At 51.8% G+C, this 18,127-nt stretch carries 20 protein-coding genes and 1 pseudogene; 11 read left to right on the top strand and 10 right to left on the bottom strand.

The features are described from left to right. Nucleotides 1–24 precede the first annotated feature (24 nt). From fnr to uspE, 3 genes are all read left to right on the top strand, one after another. Entirely contained in the window at nt 25–777 is a 753-nt protein-coding gene (fnr, locus tag DFO52_RS00105; protein WP_006174991.1) for a fumarate/nitrate reduction transcriptional regulator Fnr, read from the top strand. Nucleotides 778–923: 146 nt separating this feature from the next. Next, the gene (locus DFO52_RS00100; protein WP_014883604.1) at nt 924–1,106 is read left to right on the top strand and encodes a hypothetical protein; all 183 of its coding nucleotides are present in this window, start codon (nt 924–926) and stop codon (nt 1,104–1,106) included. 109 nt (nt 1,107–1,215) lie between these two features. Beyond that, nucleotides 1,216–2,166, top strand: a complete 951-nt coding sequence (gene uspE, locus DFO52_RS00095; RefSeq protein ID WP_023335478.1) for a universal stress protein UspE — start codon at nt 1,216–1,218, stop codon at nt 2,164–2,166. A gap of 74 nt (nt 2,167–2,240) precedes the next feature. Here the strand turns inward: uspE and pntB are convergent, their stop codons facing one another. Both pntB and pntA read right to left on the bottom strand, forming a co-directional pair. Beyond that, nucleotides 2,241–3,629 (bottom strand): Re/Si-specific NAD(P)(+) transhydrogenase subunit beta, encoded by a 1,389-nt coding sequence (pntB, locus tag DFO52_RS00090; protein ID WP_133548674.1) that lies wholly within the window; start codon nt 3,627–3,629, stop codon nt 2,241–2,243. Between the two features lie 10 nt (nt 3,630–3,639). Next, nucleotides 3,640–5,169 (bottom strand): Re/Si-specific NAD(P)(+) transhydrogenase subunit alpha, encoded by a 1,530-nt coding sequence (gene pntA, locus DFO52_RS00085; RefSeq protein WP_121931364.1) that lies wholly within the window; start codon nt 5,167–5,169, stop codon nt 3,640–3,642. Between the two features lie 535 nt (nt 5,170–5,704). Here pntA and ydgH point away from each other — a divergent pair. From ydgH to folM, 3 genes are all read left to right on the top strand, one after another. Beyond that, a complete protein-coding gene (gene ydgH, locus DFO52_RS00080; RefSeq protein ID WP_024909331.1) occupies nt 5,705–6,649 on the top strand; it encodes a DUF1471 family protein YdgH in 945 nt (314 codons plus the stop codon). Nucleotides 6,650–6,834: 185 nt separating this feature from the next. After that, nucleotides 6,835–8,217, top strand: coding sequence for an amino acid permease (locus DFO52_RS00075; RefSeq protein WP_133548672.1), 1,383 nt, complete (start codon nt 6,835–6,837; stop codon nt 8,215–8,217). A gap of 39 nt (nt 8,218–8,256) precedes the next feature. Further along, nucleotides 8,257–8,979 carry a dihydromonapterin reductase gene (gene folM / locus DFO52_RS00070; RefSeq protein ID WP_133548670.1) on the top strand — a complete coding sequence of 241 codons (723 nt, stop codon included), beginning with the start codon at nt 8,257–8,259 and terminating at the stop codon, nt 8,977–8,979. Here the strand turns inward: folM and DFO52_RS00065 are convergent. Further along, nucleotides 8,976–9,311, bottom strand: a complete 336-nt coding sequence (locus tag DFO52_RS00065) for a GlpM family protein (RefSeq protein ID WP_047647949.1) — start codon at nt 9,309–9,311, stop codon at nt 8,976–8,978. The genes folM and DFO52_RS00065 overlap by 4 nt on opposite strands. A gap of 128 nt (nt 9,312–9,439) precedes the next feature. Here DFO52_RS00065 and rstA point away from each other — a divergent pair, with 128 nt between their 5' ends. From rstA to DFO52_RS00040, 5 genes are all read left to right on the top strand, one after another. Beyond that, complete coding sequence (gene rstA / locus DFO52_RS00060) at nt 9,440–10,156, top strand: two-component system response regulator RstA (RefSeq protein WP_021241154.1); 717 nt, start codon at nt 9,440–9,442, stop codon at nt 10,154–10,156. Between the two features lie 253 nt (nt 10,157–10,409). Beyond that, on the top strand, nt 10,410–10,670 hold the full coding sequence (locus DFO52_RS00055) for a hypothetical protein (protein ID WP_047647950.1): 261 nt from the start codon (nt 10,410–10,412) through the stop codon (nt 10,668–10,670). Nucleotides 10,671–11,122: 452 nt separating this feature from the next. Continuing rightward, the gene (locus DFO52_RS00050) at nt 11,123–11,578 is read left to right on the top strand and encodes a hypothetical protein (RefSeq protein WP_133548668.1); all 456 of its coding nucleotides are present in this window, start codon (nt 11,123–11,125) and stop codon (nt 11,576–11,578) included. An 89-nt stretch (nt 11,579–11,667) separates the two neighbouring features. Then, nucleotides 11,668–12,339, top strand: coding sequence for an SOS response-associated peptidase (locus tag DFO52_RS00045; protein ID WP_133548666.1), 672 nt, complete (start codon nt 11,668–11,670; stop codon nt 12,337–12,339). Between the two features lie 144 nt (nt 12,340–12,483). Beyond that, nucleotides 12,484–12,894 carry an ASCH domain-containing protein gene (locus DFO52_RS00040; RefSeq protein WP_166642339.1) on the top strand — a complete coding sequence of 137 codons (411 nt, stop codon included), beginning with the start codon at nt 12,484–12,486 and terminating at the stop codon, nt 12,892–12,894. Nucleotides 12,895–12,981: 87 nt separating this feature from the next. Here the strand turns inward: DFO52_RS00040 and DFO52_RS00035 are convergent, their stop codons facing one another. The 7 genes and pseudogenes from DFO52_RS00035 to DFO52_RS00005 all read right to left on the bottom strand — a co-directional run. Then, nucleotides 12,982–14,250 carry a Y-family DNA polymerase gene (locus tag DFO52_RS00035; RefSeq protein WP_133548664.1) on the bottom strand — a complete coding sequence of 423 codons (1,269 nt, stop codon included), beginning with the start codon at nt 14,248–14,250 and terminating at the stop codon, nt 12,982–12,984. A 2-nt stretch (nt 14,251–14,252) separates the two neighbouring features. Continuing rightward, the gene (locus DFO52_RS00030) at nt 14,253–14,672 is read right to left on the bottom strand and encodes a translesion error-prone DNA polymerase V autoproteolytic subunit (protein ID WP_133548662.1); all 420 of its coding nucleotides are present in this window, start codon (nt 14,670–14,672) and stop codon (nt 14,253–14,255) included. Nucleotides 14,673–14,901: 229 nt separating this feature from the next. Continuing rightward, the gene (locus DFO52_RS00025) at nt 14,902–16,314 is read right to left on the bottom strand and encodes a tail fiber domain-containing protein (RefSeq protein WP_133548660.1); all 1,413 of its coding nucleotides are present in this window, start codon (nt 16,312–16,314) and stop codon (nt 14,902–14,904) included. A gap of 56 nt (nt 16,315–16,370) precedes the next feature. Further along, on the bottom strand, nt 16,371–16,610 hold the full coding sequence (locus tag DFO52_RS23210) for a cor protein (RefSeq protein ID WP_133549816.1): 240 nt from the start codon (nt 16,608–16,610) through the stop codon (nt 16,371–16,373). Between the two features lie 110 nt (nt 16,611–16,720). Then, entirely contained in the window at nt 16,721–17,395 is a 675-nt protein-coding gene (locus DFO52_RS00015) for a hypothetical protein (RefSeq protein ID WP_133548658.1), read from the bottom strand. After that, the gene (locus DFO52_RS00010) at nt 17,395–17,697 is read right to left on the bottom strand and encodes a hypothetical protein (RefSeq protein WP_133548656.1); all 303 of its coding nucleotides are present in this window, start codon (nt 17,695–17,697) and stop codon (nt 17,395–17,397) included. Before DFO52_RS00010 ends, DFO52_RS00015 begins: the two co-directional genes overlap by 1 nt. After that, nucleotides 17,697–18,032 (bottom strand): annotated as a pseudogene (locus DFO52_RS00005) (DUF1983 domain-containing protein); the annotation flags it as partial. The pseudogene DFO52_RS00005 and the gene DFO52_RS00010, both read right to left, overlap by 1 nt. Between the last annotated feature and the right edge of the window lie 95 nt (nt 18,033–18,127).

Genomic DNA, 18,127 nt, shown 5'->3' with positions numbered 1-18,127 from the left:
ATCAATTAAGGCTTGAGCAAACCTATGATCCCGGAAAAGCGAATTATACGACGCATTCAGTCTGGCGGTTGTGCTATCCATTGCCAGGATTGCAGCATCAGCCAGCTCTGTATCCCGTTTACCCTGAATGAGCATGAACTCGATCAGCTTGATAATATCATCGAGCGCAAAAAGCCTATTCAGAAAGGGCAGACGCTGTTTAAAGCGGGAGACGAACTGAAATCGCTCTATGCTATCCGTTCTGGCACCATCAAGAGCTACACCATCACCGAACAGGGTGATGAGCAGATCACCGGCTTCCATCTGGCGGGCGACCTGGTGGGCTTTGATGCCATCGGCACGGGCCATCATCCGAGCTTTGCCCAGGCACTCGAAACCTCGATGGTTTGCGAAATCCCGTTTGAAACCCTGGACGATCTGTCCGGCAAGATGCCTAACCTGCGTCAGCAGATGATGCGTCTGATGAGCGGTGAGATCAAAGGCGATCAGGATATGATCCTGCTGCTTTCCAAAAAGAATGCGGAAGAGCGCCTGGCCGCGTTTATCTACAACCTCTCCCGCCGCTTCGCCGAGCGTGGCTTCTCGCCGCGTGAATTCCGTCTGACGATGACGCGTGGCGATATCGGTAACTACCTGGGTCTAACCGTGGAAACCATCAGCCGTCTGCTGGGCCGTTTCCAGAAAAGCGGGATGCTGGCCGTTAAGGGTAAATACATCACTATCGAAAACGGTGAAGCGCTTGCCGTTCTTGCCGGGCACGCCCGCAACGTGGCGTAACTCTCCGCATGTTGATGACCAGACTGATAAATTCTTGTGATTTATTGGTCTGGTATAATCACTTCCGTTTCAAGATATTTTCACCGCAGCACGTCCCCACACAGCGCCCTAAAGGTTCTCGTTGAGGTTATGAATTGAGAGAAAGTTTGTTTTTCGTTTCAGTCGTGATTGCCTCTGTGACCTTTATCTTCATCTGGATCATGCTTGTCGGCCCGATGAAGGGGGAGGAAAAAACCTACGTCCAGGACTCCACGACCTTTGCGATAGCGGTGATGGTGCTGCTGTTTATTGCGTTTATCGCGGTGACGACCACGGTACTTTTCCTCTGATAATTTTTCATGAATTATTGATCTGGTAAAACCTCCCCTCTGTTTCATTCAGGATATATAGGTTACTCTTTTAATTACAGACTGTGGTGACAGTAGTAAGGAGACCTGTATGGCCAAGTATCAAAACATGCTGGTAGCTATCGATCCGAATCAGGACGATCAGCCGGCATTACGACGTGCTGTGTATTTGCATCAACGGATTGGTGGCAAAATCAAAGCGTTTTTGCCGATCTATGACTTCTCGTATGAGATGACCACCCTTCTGTCGCCTGACGAGCGCACCGCTATGCGTCAGGGCGTCATCAGCCAGCGTACCGCGTGGATCCGTGAACAGGCGAAGTATTACCTGGAAGCGGGCGTGCCCATTGATATTAAAGTGGTCTGGCATAACCGACCTTTCGAAGCCATTATCCAGGAGATTGTCGCCGGTGGGCACGACCTGCTGCTGAAGATGGCGCACCAGCACGACAAGCTGGAATCCGTGATTTTCACCCCGACCGACTGGCACCTGCTGCGTAAATGCCCTTGCCCGGTCTGGATGGTGAAAGACCAGCCGTGGCCTGAAGGCGGGAAAGCCGTTGTGGCGGTAAACCTCGCGAGCGAAGAGGATTACCACAATTCGCTGAACGAGAAGCTGGTGAAGGAGACCATCCAGCTTGCCGATCAGGTGAATCATACCGAAGTGCATCTGGTTGGCGCCTATCCGGTCACCCCGATTAACATTGCCATTGAGCTGCCTGAATTTGACCCGAGCGTGTACAACGACGCGATCCGCGGCCAGCACCTGCTGGCCATGAAAGCGCTGCGCCAGAAATTCAGCATCGATGAGAAAATGACCCACGTGGAAAAAGGGCTGCCTGAAGAGGTGATCCCGGACCTGGCGGAACACCTGCAGGCGGGGATTGTGGTGCTGGGCACCATTGGCCGAACCGGTATTTCTGCCGCGTTCCTCGGCAATACCGCCGAACAGGTGATCGACCATCTGCGCTGCGACCTGCTGGTCATTAAGCCGGATGAGTACCAGACGCCAGTTGAGCTGGACGATCCGGAAGACGATTAACGCCTGACGCCCGGCAGCGCCACCCGGCAATAAAAAAACCGCCGAATTCGGCGGTTTATTCGTTTCAGCGCAACTTACAGCGCTTTCAGAATCGCATCCACGCTGGCTTTAGCATCGCCAAACAGCATGTGGGTGTTCTCTTTGAAGAACAGCGGGTTCTGAACCCCGGCATAGCCGGTATTCATGGAGCGTTTAAACACAATGACGTTCTGCGCCTTCCACACTTCGAGAACAGGCATACCGGCGATTGGGCTACCCGGGTCGTCCTGCGCCGCCGGGTTAACGGTATCGTTGGCGCCAATGACCAGCACGGTGTCGGTGTCGGCGAAATCATCGTTGATCTCATCCATTTCCAGCACGATGTCGTAAGGCACTTTCGCTTCCGCCAGCAGCACGTTCATGTGGCCAGGCAGACGCCCTGCCACCGGGTGAATACCAAAGCGAACCTTGATGCCACGCGCGCGCAGCTTCTCGGTGATTTCCGCAACCGGATACTGCGCCTGCGCCACCGCCATGCCGTAGCCCGGGGTGATGATCACGGAGTGCGAGTTTTTCAGCATGTCTGCGGTATCTTCCGCAGAAATTTCACGGTGCTCACCCACTTCTTCATCCGCACTGGAAGAAGACCCATCGGTCCCGAAACCACCGGCGATAACGCTGATGAACGAGCGGTTCATCGCCTTACACATGATGTAAGACAGGATCGCACCGGAAGAGCCCACCAGCGCACCGGTGACGATCAGCAGGTCGTTGCTCAGCATAAAACCTGCCGCCGCTGCCGCCCAACCGGAGTAGGAGTTCAGCATCGAGACAACCACCGGCATATCCGCACCGCCGATGGACGCCACCAGGTGCCAGCCGAACGCCAGCGCGATGATGGTCATTACCAGCAACGCCAGCACCTGCAGACCGACGCTTTCGTTACGCACGAAGACCACCAGCAGTACAAACGACACCACCAGCGCCGCGAGGTTCAGCTTGTGACGGTTTGGCAGCATCAGCGGCTTAGAGGAGATCTTCCCGCGCAGCTTGCCGAACGCGACAATGGAGCCGGTGAAGGTCACCGCACCGATGAAGATACCGAGGAACACTTCCGTCAGGTGGATGTTCACCAGAATCGGTTCCAGACCCGGTTCGTGATACAGGTAGCTGTTGAAGCCCACCAGCACCGCCGCCAGACCCACGAAGCTGTGCAGAATGGCAACCAGCTCCGGCATCTCGGTCATTTCAACGCGTTTTGCCAGGCGAATACCAATCGCGCCGCCGATGATCATCGCCACCAGGATCCACGCCACGTTGCCGGTATCCGGCCCGAAGATGGTGGCAATCAGCGCAATCGCCATCCCGGCGATACCAAAGTTATTCCCCTGCTGAGACGTTTCGTGTTTGGAAAGCCCCGCCAGACTGAAAATAAACAGGATTGCAGCAACAATGTATGCGGCTGTCACTAATCCTCCAGACATATGCTACCCCTTAGCCTTTACGAAACATTTTCAGCATGCGCTGAGTCACGGTGAAACCACCGAAAATATTGATACTGGCGATCAGCACCGCGATAAAGCTCAGGAAGCTGATCCAGCCGCCGTGACCAATCTGCAGTAACGCCCCCACCACGATGATCCCGGAGATGGCGTTGGTTACCGACATCAGCGGCGTATGCAGCGCATGGGAGACGTTCCACACCACGTAGTAGCCCACGACGCAGGAGAGCGCGAAGACGGTAAAGTGGCCGAGGAACTCTTTTGGTGCGACGTCAGCCAGCCAGCCGAACAGAATAATCACCAGCGCCATGATCGCGTATTTGCGCCACGGAGAAGCCGGTTTGGCGGGTTCTTTTGGCTCAGGTGCCGCTTTCGTTGCCGCCTGAGGCTGAGCAGAAACCTGAATAGGCGGTGCAGGCCAGGTAATTTCACCTTCACGGACCACCGTGACGCCGCGCACAACAACATCGTCGAAATCAACGGTGACGTTGCCGTCTTTCTCTTTGCAGAGCAGCTTCAGCAGGTTGACAAGGTTAGTGCCGTAGAGCTGGGAAGACTGCGTTGGCAGACGGCCCGGCAGATCGGTATAGCCGATCACCTTCACGCCGTTAGCGGTCGTGGTTACCTGATTTGGAACGGTATATTCACAGTTACCGCCGTTTTGGGCGGCCAGGTCGACAATCACGCTGCCCGGCTTCATGGAGTCAACCATCTCACGGGTAATCAGCTTCGGCGCCGGTTTACCCGGGATAAGCGCGGTGGTGACAATAATGTCGACGTCTTTCGCCTGGGCGGCGAAGAGTTCCATTTCGGCTTTGATAAACGCTTCGGACATCACCTTCGCGTAACCGTCGCCGCTGCCTGCCTCTTCCTTGAAGTCCAGCTCAAGGAATTCGGCACCCATACTCTGGACCTGTTCCTTTACTTCAGGACGGGTGTCAAAGGCGCGTACGATAGCGCCCAGGCTGTTTGCCGCACCGATTGCGGCAAGGCCCGCCACGCCCGCGCCAATCACCATCACTTTCGCCGGAGGGACTTTACCCGCGGCGGTGATTTGACCGGTAAAGAAGCGACCAAATTCGTGGGCTGCTTCAACGATGGCGCGATAGCCGGCAATGTTTGCCATGGAGCTTAAGGCATCCAGCGACTGCGCGCGCGAAATGCGCGGCACGGAGTCCATCGCCATCACGGTCACGCCGCGGGCCGCCAGCTTCTCCATCAGCTCCGGGTTTTGCGCAGGCCAGATGAAGCTCACCAGGGTCGTCCCCGGATTGAGCAGCGCAATCTCATTCTCTTCCGGTGCGTTGACCTTCAGAATCACCGGCGACTGCCAGACGTCAGCACCGTCGACCACTTCCGCGCCGGCCTGGATAAAGGCCTCGTCATCGAAACTCGCCAGTTTGCCCGCGCCGCTTTCAACCGCGACCGTAAAACCCAGTTTAAGCAGTTGCTCCACCGTTTTCGGTGTTGCCGCTACGCGGGTTTCATTGGCTAACCGTTCTTTTGGTACCCCAATACGCATAGTTTTCCCTTCCATCGGTTTTTGATGATGGTTTATCGATAAATGCCCGCGGTTTGTATCAATTTTCGCCATCGCGCGAGCGACGAGAGATGATTAACCCCGGAAAATAAAACAGTAACAAACTGTCTATAACCTACTGAAAATAGCGCCCGTGATCTACCGCCAGAAAACACTATTTCTTACTTTATCTGTGAAAAATAAGCGATCGGCGTCACTGACAGTGATATTTACCTTAAATTCACTGCCAGAACCGATAAAACGCGCAAGCGAAGCGGTAAAAACATGATATAGCGCCATAAGAGAACAACTTGTTAACATTAAATTAACTTGTAAAAGTCATATGCTTTATCAGTTTTACTTGTCAAACGCGTGTTTTTTCAACATATCACTAAATGTTATCGAATTCGGTGATTCAGTAAGCACAGGCAGTGAAAAATGGCGCAGACAGCGACGGGTTTTAAATGCAATAATCGGGACCGTCTCAAATTAACAACAATACCAGTACATGGTTTGCGCAAGGCGAAGGATCATTTTTATGAAGCTTAAGAACACACTCCTGGCGTCCGCACTTCTTTCCGCGACCGCCCTGTCTGCGAATGCCGCAACAGAGTTAACGCCGGAGCAAGCGGCAGCGTTAAAACCTTTTGACCATACGGTCATTGTGGGTCGTTATAATTCTATTGGCGACGCCGTCGCCGCTGCATCAAAAGCCGCAGATAAAAACGGGGCGGCCTCGTTTTATGTCGTTGACCAGTCCGATTACGGCAACAGCGGTAACCAGCGCGTGACCATTGCGCTGTTCAAAGACAATGCGCCAAAAGCTGACGCACCAAAAAACCGCGTGATCAACGGTGTTGTTGAACTGCCGAAAGATCAGGCGATTGAGCTGGAACCTTACGACACCGTCACCGTTCAGGGCTTCTATCGCAGCCAGCCTGAAGTGAACGATGCCATCACCAAAGCCGCGAAAGAGAAAGGGGCCTACTCTTTCTTCATCGTGCGTCAGGTCGATGCTAACCAGGGTGGCAACCAGCGTATTACCGCGTTCATCTATAAAAAAGATGCGAAAAAACGTGTTCTGCAGAGCCCGGATGCCATCCCGGCGAATTCAGAAGCAGGTCGCGCGGCGATAGCTAAAGGCGGCGAAGAAGCGAAGAAAGTTGAAATTCCAGGCGTAGCAACGACGGCTGCTCCAAGCGCTGAAGTGGGCCGTTTCTTCGAAACGCAGTCCACGAAAGGTGGCCGTTATTCCGTTACGCTGCCGGACGGTACCAAAATTGAAGAGTTGAACAACGCCACTGCAGCGCAGATGGTGCCGTTCGACAGCATCAAGTTCACCGGCAACTATGGCAACATGACGGAAGTCTCTTACCAGGTCGCGAAGCGTGCGGCGAAGAAAGGGGCGAAGTACTACCACATCACCCGCCAGTGGCAGGAACGTGGTAACAACGTGACCATCAGCGCCGATCTGTACAAGTAACAACATCGTTTACGAAAGGCGGCGCAATGCCGCCTTTTTTTGTTACTTTTTTTGAATTTCTGCCTCACGTCATTGCATGCATTCGTTACACTCCGTAAAATCCCGCGCCTTAGTGTGATCCACCATTTTTATGCGCCTGAGCGAAATAATTATTCTGGATTTTGACCTTTCATAACAGGAAGCCAATGGAAAAGAAACTTGGCCTGAGTGCTCTGACTGCACTCGTTTTAAGCTCAATGCTGGGTGCAGGCGTATTCAGTTTGCCGCAAAATATGGCGGCCGTCGCCAGCCCTTCCGCGCTCATCATTGGCTGGGGCATTACGGGTGTCGGCATACTGCTGCTGGCCTTCGCGATGCTGCTGCTCACCCGCATTCGCCCGGATCTGGACGGCGGCATTTTCACCTATGCGCGTGAAGGTTTCGGCGAGCTGATTGGCTTCTGTTCCGCGTGGGGATACTGGCTGTGTGCCGTTATCGCCAACGTCTCCTACCTGGTGATCGTCTTTTCGGCGCTCAGTTTCTTTACCGATACGCCTGAGCTGCGTCTTTTTGGCGACGGGAATACCTGGCAGTCTATTGTGGGCGCCTCGGTGTTGCTGTGGTTCGTCCACTGGCTGGTGTTACGTGGCGTACAAACGGCCGCCAGCATCAACCTGGTGGCGACGCTGGCAAAACTGGTTCCGCTCGGCCTGTTTATCGTTCTGGCCTTTATTGCGTTCCGTATGGACGTTTTCAAGCTTGATTTCAGCGGCGTTGCGCTGGGCGTTCCCGTCTGGGAGCAGGTGAAAAATACGATGCTGATTACCCTGTGGGTGTTCATCGGCGTTGAAGGCGCGGTCGTGGTTTCTGCCCGGGCCAGGAATAAACGCGATGTAGGCCGCGCCACGCTGCTGGCCGTACTGGCCGCGCTCGGGGTCTATCTGCTGGTGACGCTGCTGTCGCTGGGCGTGGTGGCGCGTCCTGAGCTGGCTGAAATGCGTAACCCGTCAATGGCAGGCCTGATGGTGAAAATGCTCGGCCCCTGGGGCGATGTGGTGATTGCCGCAGGGCTGATCGTCTCCGTCTGCGGCGCTTACCTTAGCTGGACCATCATGGCGGCTGAAGTGCCGTTCCTGGCCGCGACGCACAAGGCGTTTCCACGCCTGTTCGCCCGTCAAAACCAAAACAGCGCGCCGTCGGCATCGCTCTGGCTGACCAACATCAGCATTCAGGTCTGTCTGGTGCTGATCTGGCTCACAGGTTCAGACTATAACACCCTGCTGACCATCGCCTCGGAGATGATTCTGGTACCCTATTTCTTAGTGGGTGCGTATCTGTTAAAAATTGCCACACGCCCGGCGCATTATGTCGTGGGTGTCGGAGCCTGTATTTACGGCCTGTGGTTGTTGTATGCTTCCGGGCCTATGCATCTGCTGCTGTCGGTGGTGCTGTACGCACCGGGTCTGCTGGTGTTTATCTATGCCCGCCGCACGCATCAGCTGGAGAACGCGCTGAAACGCCGTGAAATGGCATTAATTGGACTGTTACTGGTTGCTGCCCTGCCGGCAACCTGGATGTTAATGGGTTAGCATCGCCTTTCCCATTGTTGAACTGTAAAGGAGAATACGATGGGAAATGCACCGCTTCGCCCAATACTGATTACCGGTGGAGGCCGCCGTATCGGCCTCGCCCTCGCCCATCACTTTCTCAACCTTCGCCATCCGGTCATTGTCAGCTACCGTACGGAATATCCGTCTATTGAAGGGTTACGCAAAGCCGGGGCGGTCTGCATTCAGGCTGATTTTTCGACCGATGAAGGCATTCTGACTTTCGCGGAAAAGGTAAAAGCCACCACAGCGGGACTGCGCGCCGTGATCCATAACGCCAGCGCATGGCGAGCCGAAAAAACCGGTACGTCACTCAGCGAAACGCTCTCCGCCATGCTGCAGATCCACGTCAATGCGCCTTATCTGCTTAACCACGCTTTGCAGGACCTGCTGCGCGGCCATGGACACGCGGCGGGCGATATTATTCACTTCACCGATTATGTGGTGGAGCGCGGCAGCGACAAGCACATCGCCTACGCGGCCAGTAAAGCCGCACTGGATAATATGACGCGCTCGTTCGCCCGCAAGCTCGCGCCCGAGGTGAAGGTGAATGCCATCGCCCCGGCGATGATTTTGTTTAACGAAAACGATGATGCGGAGTATCGCCAGCAGGCGCTGAATAAGTCGCTCATGAAAATCGCCCCGGGCGAGAAAGAGGTGATCGACCTTGTGGATTACCTGCTCACGAGCTGCTACGTCACGGGCAGAACCTTTGCCGTGGACGGCGGACGACCGCTGCGCTAGTGAAAGCGGCTCCAGAAGAAAATTAACACCCAGGCGCTGAGTCCCCAGCAGGCCACCGCCCCGCTCAGCGCCAGGGGAAGACGCAGAAAACCGGTGAAATACCACAGCGAAAGCAGGTAGAGAAAATACGGAATGATAGACCACATGCCAAACACGATGGTCGTACGTAACGCTTCCGTACCCCGCTCAGAAGCCACGATATAGTGGGCAATCAGCGCAAAGGTCGGGAACAGCGGGATTAGCCCGGCAATATAGTAGTTTTTCGTTTTTGCCAGAATGCCAATCAGTAACACCACCAGCGCGCCCAGTGCGGCTTTAATCACCAGCCCCATACTTTTCCCTATAACAATCAAGTAACAATAAGAGCCAGAATAACGGAACCGGCGTTAATTTTGAAAGATTAATGGAAGGTTAAGGTTTCGCGGTGTATGTTGGCTTTTTTCACGAAAACAGACGCTGTATGAATAAGATTGTTTATGTTGAAGACGAACCCGAGGTCGGGCAACTGATCGCCGCCTATCTGGGTAAACATGATATGGACGTCATTGTTGAACCTCGCGGCGATCGTGCCGAAGAGGTGGTCGTCCGTGAAAACCCGGATCTGGTGCTGCTGGATATCATGTTGCCAGGCAAAGACGGCATGACGCTCTGCCGTGACCTGCGCGCCCGTTGGGAGGGCCCTATCGTCCTGCTCACCTCACTGGACAGCGATATGAACCACATTTTGTCGCTGGAGATGGGCGCCAATGACTACATTCTGAAAACCACACCGCCTGCCGTCCTGCTTGCCCGCCTGCGCCTGCATTTGCGCCAGCACGCCAGCATCGAACGCGAAGCGCCCGCGCCGTCTCTGACGCCGCACAAAGCGATGCGCTTCGGTACGCTGTCTATTGACCCCATTAACCGCCAGGTGCTGCTTTCCGGCGAGCTTATCGCCCTCTCCACCGCAGATTTTGACCTGCTGTGGGAGCTGGCAACGCACGCCGGGCAAATCATGGACCGCGACGCGTTGCTGAAAAACCTGCGTGGCGTGAGCTATGACGGCATGGACCGCAGCGTTGACGTAGCAATTTCGCGTCTGCGCAAAAAGCTGCAGGATAACGCTACCGAGCCCTACCGCATTAAAACCGTACGTAACAAGGGTTATCTGTTTGCCCCGCACGCCTGGGAAACCTGATTCCGTTATCTGGCTAGCATAACGTGCGCGAAATGAAGGCGTTACACAGCGATGTCCTCTCTTTCGCGCGTTTATTTTTACGTTTGCGCAACAATTAACTTGCTAAGCACGCGAACTATCCCATAATTAAATCTTCATCCATCCTTTCTACAGCCAGCACTGCCCCGGCGACATGCAGACTCTTTTTTCACCGTGAAGCTCTCACGATACCTTTCCCATAAAATCTTGAAATGAGGATTTAAGCCCATGAAATATGTATAGCTACAGTCAGATAGAAGCCATCAAGACCAATCTTGAATGGATTGTTAATCAGGCTGCGCTTAGCCATTCCTCCCCCTCACGCGCCGATCAAAAAGCGCTCTTTGATCTCCTTGAACTCATCCAGACTTACGAAATTCTCCTGGATTTAATTAACGAATTTGGGACCGATGTGATTGATATGCACATTGCGGAAGGACTGGCCGTAACGGAAACACTCATCGCCAAGGTAAAAAACAGCGCAATTGCCATATAACGCGCTTCACAGACATGAAAATATCGACGGGTTTTCATGTATATTCTGCACAAAGCGTTTTTTCGGTGAGACCCAATGAAAAAGCTGTTTGTGCAGTTTTAGTGCGCAGAAAATTCGCAATCCTTTGAAATGGCTATATTTATTATACTATCAACGAGTTAGCCCAAAACGTTTTACGGACATCTACGGACATACACGGTCTTTTTTGTGCCCCTATCGGTGTCCCTTCATTCAAAATGCCCCCAAATTTGCCCCCAAAATTCTGATTCGACTAGCTGATTTGCGAGCACGTTTCAACGTTTTTAAACCTCCTGCTTTACTGCCCCCAACTCCCAACCGCATAATCACCGTGAATGAGTTGTATGACTTAATCGGCGCGCGCTATTTTTTTGATTACTGCGTGTTTGCATGGCATTACTTCACTCCCCTTATGACATTTGAGAAGGACTTCTATGAAACAATTATTCTCTCGCCTTCCGGAGGAATTCCTCCACACTCACCTCGGTAAATTCAGATTTGGATCCTTTAACGACATCCCAAAAGACGATGAACCGTTTGTCTACCCTAAGTTCAGCGACATTCGTTTCATTCTACCTCCTGTGTTTGCTCAAGAGGGTGGATGCATCATTTTTGCCGATGGGTTAAAAATTCTGGAAAGCATGGGGGATGAGGCATTTAACATCGACCCAATTCGCTGGCACAAAGTTAAAAGCTACATTGCCAACGGTATGGTCGAGTATCCGGAGATGACCTCGCCATTCCGAATTATGGATGGTCGGCACAGAACCCTCGCTCTTACTCAACTTTATCCTGGTATAAAAATTCCAGTTATCGTCCCTCACAGCCTTCACAGTGAAGTTATTGAAACAGGAATTTTAAATAAAGCGATCGTTGAACCCATGCTTTAACTGCAGGTAGATAGGCAGGCAATACATTGGTCCCCATTTAGCGTGCTTATCTGTGCCTATACTTTCAGTCTGACAACTGGAGGTGCCCGATGTGTGGCCGTTTTGCACAAGCTCAAACGCGTGAAGAATATCTGGCTTACCTGGCCGATGAAGCCGATCGTGACATTGCCTATGACCCGGAACCTATTGGCCGGTACAACGTCGCGCCTGGAACCAAAGTTCTGCTGTTGAGCGAACGCGACGAACAACTGCACCTCGATCCGGTATTCTGGGGCTACGCGCCCGGGTGGTGGGATAAGCCGCCATTGATTAACGCGCGCGTCGAAACTGCGGCCACCAGCAGAATGTTCAAACCTCTCTGGCAACATGGCCGGGCGATCTGCTTCGCCGATGGCTGGTTCGAATGGAAAAAGGAAGGCGACAAGAAACAGCCCTACTTTATTCATCGCGCTGACGGTCAACCCATTTTTATGGCGGCGATCGGCAGCACGACGTTCGAGCGTGGACATGAAGCAGAAGGTTTTCTCATCGTGACGTCCGCAGCTGATAAAGGTCTGGTCGATATTCATGACCGCCGGCCACTGGTTCTATCTCCTGAGGCGGCCCGGGAGTGGATGCGCCAAGTTATAGGCGGGAAAGAAGCGGAAGAGATAGCAGCCGACGGTGCTGTACCCTCAGACAAGTTTATATGGCACGCTGTGACGCGTGCCGTGGGTAATGTGAAGAATCAGGGACCGGAGCTAATCGAGGCAGCAAGATAAAAAGTAAAAGATACTTGGCACGTCCGAAATGAGCGATAAGCGGATCACACTATCTTAAGAAAGGCATCACTGATAATGTCGATACAGTCATGCTAAAAAAATGTATAAATTTTGTTTTTCATCGACGATAAAGAAGGGATTTCAATGGTTGAGGTTGAGGAATTAAAAATGAAGTATCCAGGTGCAGATGCCTGGCAAATGGGTGACAGCCCGGAACTCGCCAGCGAGCTTGCGGACCTGGTCAAAAAAGGGATCAAAACGGCCTCTTGCGGATCTTTTGCCTCTTTCCAGCAAGAGGATTCTGCCCTGAGGATTGGGAGTTATAACATTATTCTTGATGGCCAGAATGTTCCGGTCTGCGTGATCAGACTGGTTTCATTGCGACTAGTGCGTTTTTGTGATGTGACCGAGGCGTTCGCCCGCAAAGAAGGTGAAGGCGATTTAAGCCTTGAATACTGGCAGAAAGAGCATCAGAGATTTTTCACCCGCGATGGTCATTTTTCTGAAGATATGGAGTTGATCGCAGAAGAGTTTGAAGTGGTTGAGATCCTCTAGGACAAAGTAAACGGGCTGACGTTTGATCAATCGCCATTTATATCAATGTCCGCTTTTGGCACAAAGCGGACCAAGACATCAAGAATTCTATCGGATCCTTAGCAGGTCTGAATATCTCGTCGTATATCGCGGCGACAACATATCACGTTTCATCTGCCACTGCTGCTGAATGCCCTGTCCGGCAAAGTAAAGAGTTCCTTTACCGTCTTTCGCATTCAGGTGATCGAGCACCTCCATCAACTTATCGCTTCCGGCCCGCGGCGCGTTCTCATCGAACAGGTTGAGCTGGGCCACACCCTGGCTGAAGAAGTCTCCCAGCATGATTCCAGCCTTTTGATAGCGGTGCCCATCCTTCCAGATTTTGTCCAGGCACTTTACCGCAGCGTTGATAATGTCACGGGAATCCTGAGTGGGGGTGAGAAGCTTCATTGAAGCACTATTGCCGTAATATGGCTCGTTCAAGGCAAACGGGGATGTTTTAACGAACGCAGAAATAAAGCGGCAATACTGATGCTCACCCCGAAGCTTTTCAGCACCTCTTGCCGCATAACTGCAGATAGCCTGACGCATCTGTTCGTACTTGGTAACGCGTTCACCGAATGACCTGCTACAGACGATTTCTTGCTTTGCAGGTGCAAACTCCTCCAGATCGAGGCATGGCTCGCCGCGTAACTCCCTGACCGTTCGCTCGAGTACCACGTTAAAATGTTTACGGATAATCCATGTGCTTTGTTCTGAGAGGTCCAGAGCCGTTTTGATGCCCATGGCGTTCAGCCTCTTGCTGATGCGCCTGCCGACGCCCCATACATCCTCCACAGGCACGATAGCCAACAACCGACGCTGGCGATCGATATTTGACAAATCAACAACTCCGCCCGTCTGTCTCTGCCATTTCTTGGCGGCGTGGTTTGCCAGCTTAGCGAGTGTTTTTGTCTGCGCTACACCAACACCGACTGTCAGGTGCGTACGCTTCAGAACTGTAGCGCGGATCTCTTTCCCGAAGTCAGTCAGGTCCCGGCAGTTGCGAACGCCAGTCAGGTCGCAAAAAGCTTCATCGATACTGTAAATTTCGACGCGGGGGCTCATTTCCTCAAGCGTTGTCATTACCCGATTAGACATATCAGCATACAGCTCATAGTTGCTGCTGAAACAAACAACGCCAGCTCGCCGGAAAAGCTCTTTTTGCTTGAAGAATGGCTCTCCCATTGTAATTCCAGCGGCCTTGGCCTCGGCACTGCGTGCGATTACACAGCCATCGTTATTCGAGAGAACAACCACTGGCCGCCCTTTTAAGTCGGGCCGAAACACCGTCTCGCATGATGCATAGAACGAATTCACATCACAGAGCGCAAACATGTTCAGCTCGCCGATTTCACGATGAAAGTAACAACGCCGAAAACGTCCAGCGTATCTTCGCTGCCTACAACAATCGGACTGTAGGCGCTATTCATTGGGATGAGTTGGACTGTCGGGCGTAGCTGCAGGCGTTTAACAGTAAATTCCCCTTCCACCGCGGCAATGACAATGTCACCGTGCTCAGCTGTGCGCGAGCTGTCCACCACCAGCAGATCACCATCACTGATCCCGGCTTCGATCATTGAATCACCTGCGGCTTTAACGAAATAGGTGGAGCTCGGATGAGCGACAAGTAACTCATTGAGATCGATACGCTGTTCAACGTAATCAGCTGCGGGGCTTGGGAAACCACACTGAACTAAGTCACTGAAAAGCGGGAGAGCGATAATTTCTCGCAGTTCTGTTGGCCTAATGAATTTCATTGCACACACCTCAAACACTGTTTTTATATACAGTAGTTTTATTTGTAAGTGTCCGCAAGATACAGGCCCTATCGTCACTGCTTAAAGCTTCGCCGTTTCGTTTCTAAGTTTCTCTCTCGTTTCGAATTATCTCTTTTGTAAATTTTTCGATAATGGCAGAGTTTAAGCAGACCTGAGTGAGACAAAGCCAGTTGAGTACCGGCACGGGCGGCGGCTGAAAGCTAAGACTTCATGATTCCGCTATTTTTAGCTTAAGCTCCCGGAGCTCTTTCTGTGTTGTCTCCAGCTGTTTAATGACGTAGTTCAATGCCAGCACGGTATCAAGCATGATAACGTTGTTATCCAGTGCCAACGTATCATCAGCATCAACTCTGTTTCCTTCGCTATCAAACTTTGGCGCAGCAGGGACCAACGTTACGTACTCACTGTCGATCTTCATGACATCCTGAGCGATTACACCTCGGCGAACTCTCTCACGAGGGTCATCGTTGTAGACATAAGTTGCTGGCAGGAATTTCTTGATGTTCTCGTATGACTGATAACCATCATCGTATTTCACGCTATGTTTCAGTTCGATATCACAGTTTGGTTGTTTAGAGAAAATATAATTCCCCCCGAAACCACCACTGCCTGAAACTGAAATATCCGCGGTAACGGTGTTAAACGAGAAAATACGTGTCCCTGCAGATCCGCTATCACCAATGGTTACAAGTTCAATAGATGGCCAGTTGCTTTTCCCCTGGGAAATAGATCCAAGAGCAGTAACGGCGTGATACCCCCCTGAGCAATAGGTATGCCACCTGCCAAATGGTACAAATCCACCATCGTTCGGAGTGGTAATATTCGGGCGTGAAAATGATGTGTTGGTACTGTAGCCATTCACAACATCCTGATAGCCACCACCGTAATTTTCGCCAGGGCCAATGTGGGTTTTTGACTGAAAGGCACCATAGGGATACCAGCGAAAATCAGCGTTTGAAGAGACGCCGTCGTAAACGTTCATTTGAACGCGCGCAAGGTCCGTCCCTGAACCGCGAATGGCTCCAATTCGCCATGCCCCAGAATAATAGTTACCCGCCATCCAGTTTACATAGTTTTCTGCGGGCCCATCGGAGTTAACATTTGACAGTGAGATAGACTTATTACCACCTGACCCCGTCGCAACGCCAACTTCGCTTCCGGAGGTAGCAATAACACTGCCGGAAACCGTGCCGCCTGTTTTTCCGTTCAACGTAGATGTCTGGCTGATAACATATTGCCAGGAGGGTCCCTTAAAAGTTGTACCGTCTGGTAACTTCACAGTTATATTGCCTGCTGTGCTGAATACCTGCTGCCAGTTCTGTTTATCGTAGTTCAGCCCGCGCAAAGCTTCGGCACTTTGGGCAACCAGCGCCGCAGTGACCATATTCAGGGCCACACGCGGCACTGCGGACCAGGCCGCACCGGATTGTGTCGGACCGGTGAAGCTGATTACAAGCGTCAGCTGGGTATCACTGTCTACCGTTTTTACTGGCAATGTGTACGGAACGCCGCCCACAGTAGAAACAATGAAGTCACCTGCAGAGAGTTCAGTTGAAAAAGCAGTTCCGGAACCGCCAACAATAGCGGACCCGTTTGTCAGGGTGATGGTACCTGCCGACATAAAGGACTCCTGAATTCAGATAATAAAAAACCCGCCGGAGCGGGTTTTCGTGTTGTTCATTTTGAACAGGTCGACCTGGTGAAGTTGTTTTTGCTCACCCATCGCCAATTGAAGGGGAAGCCTGCCCTATATTCTGTCTGATTAGCTACTTTACGCACGCCGTAAATCTGCACCGATACTTCATTTCCCCCGTTCAATGTGGTGGCTTCGCAAACGGGAGTTTGTTTCTCGATTAGGGGTGACGAGCAAGCGGAAAGAAAACAGCATATAAGTGCACAGCCAATTAAAGGTTTCATCATTCATCCCTGAGCTAAATAAACGCTCTAAAACGTTAACCTGAAGGAAAAAACAATGAAAATAGATTTTATAGATCAATATCTTTAGATTGATCGTTTTGAACGATCGTTTAATCGTAAGCAGATGTATTGATGGCGGTCAAAGACGTCCCCGTATTGGTACCTCCGCCTGGTGATCCTGTCCCGGTTGATGTCCCACCTGCGTTTATTCTTGTACTGCCTCCGTTAAATCTGCACGATGAATACGCGTTGATCGTATAAATGGTCGGAGGCTTGGTCGCGTTATTAGTGATAATTGTCTGACCAAGCTGTGCAGGAGCTACAGCCCAAGATCCAGACAGTGTCTGGTCTATGTTTATGCCTCCGTTTGCACCAGCATCGCCCACTGTTTGCAGATCAGAAAGTACCCTTGATTCGTTTGTCAGAACAAGTTTTCCCGTAGCATCCCAGATTGCAAATCCCCACGCGGGTAATGTTTGCGGGAATATTGCAAAGACATAGGCAGTAAGCGAAAAGCTCTGGTTATAAGGGTTCACACCACCAATATATACATTTCCTCCGAGTCGATATGACATGACTGGTGTCGGCTGCGCCGTATCAGTAGTTTTGATAAACACCATTACCGGATAATCTGCGGGTACAGAAAGATATTGCGTTACCTGCTGTGAACTGCCGTTAGGTGAGGAGTTAAACGTGTATTTACCGTAGAGACAGAATGGGGTTGATTGCGGCGTAACAAAGGGATTTCCATTATCCATCAATATCATCGCACCATAATCAGCCATTATGCTTTCTCCATAAAAATAATCAGCTCGCATTTAGATGCCGGATAATTGCCCAAGCCCGTTTCTGATGCGGGTGTCACAGTAATGGTGTTCCCGCTCGCAACAATTCTCCGTCCGACACTGTTTCCCCCCTCGTCAAGAGAAACAACAAACCCCACTTTAAACCCCTGAGGTAGGCTAAAGCTCCATGCCCCTGAGTTCTGCCCTGCTGCTAGTGGAATACGTCCAACAACCGAAACTGGCTTAATGCCATAGTTATTTGGACTTCCAGTGGCATCCCATGTTTGTATACCCCATGACATCAGAACACTCCTGTCAGTTTGCCAATCTGTACGCGGAGAACACCGTTCGCATCCCTGATGCTGTCAGTAACGTTCGTGGTCTTTCTTGCACCCTGGCCGTCACTACCGTAGTTTTCCCAGGTACCACCTTTATCCAGTTTCCATCCGGATTGTCCGGCAACGTAATTGTTGGACTGGATGACATTGCCAATTTTGGCATTGGTGATCGTGCCATCCTGAATAAATGCTGAGCTCATAAAGACCTGACCATTAACCACCGAGAACGGTGAATGCTGGGCGTCATCACTGCCACTCATCAGTACAAACTGATTAGCGTTGAACCCAATACGCGTAACTGAATCGCCACGGATAATCTAGACACTTCTGAGCCGTTGATAATATAGGTTTTCATATTCAGCCGGTGGCATCTGCTCGCTCGAACCATGCCGAC

The sequence above is a fragment of the Enterobacter sp. AG326 genome, from assembly GCF_004362415.1.
In the GTDB taxonomy this organism is placed as follows: domain Bacteria; phylum Pseudomonadota; class Gammaproteobacteria; order Enterobacterales; family Enterobacteriaceae; genus Enterobacter; species Enterobacter asburiae.
Note: the sequence above shows the minus strand (reverse complement) of the source record. Positions and strands in the feature narration are given on the sequence as shown.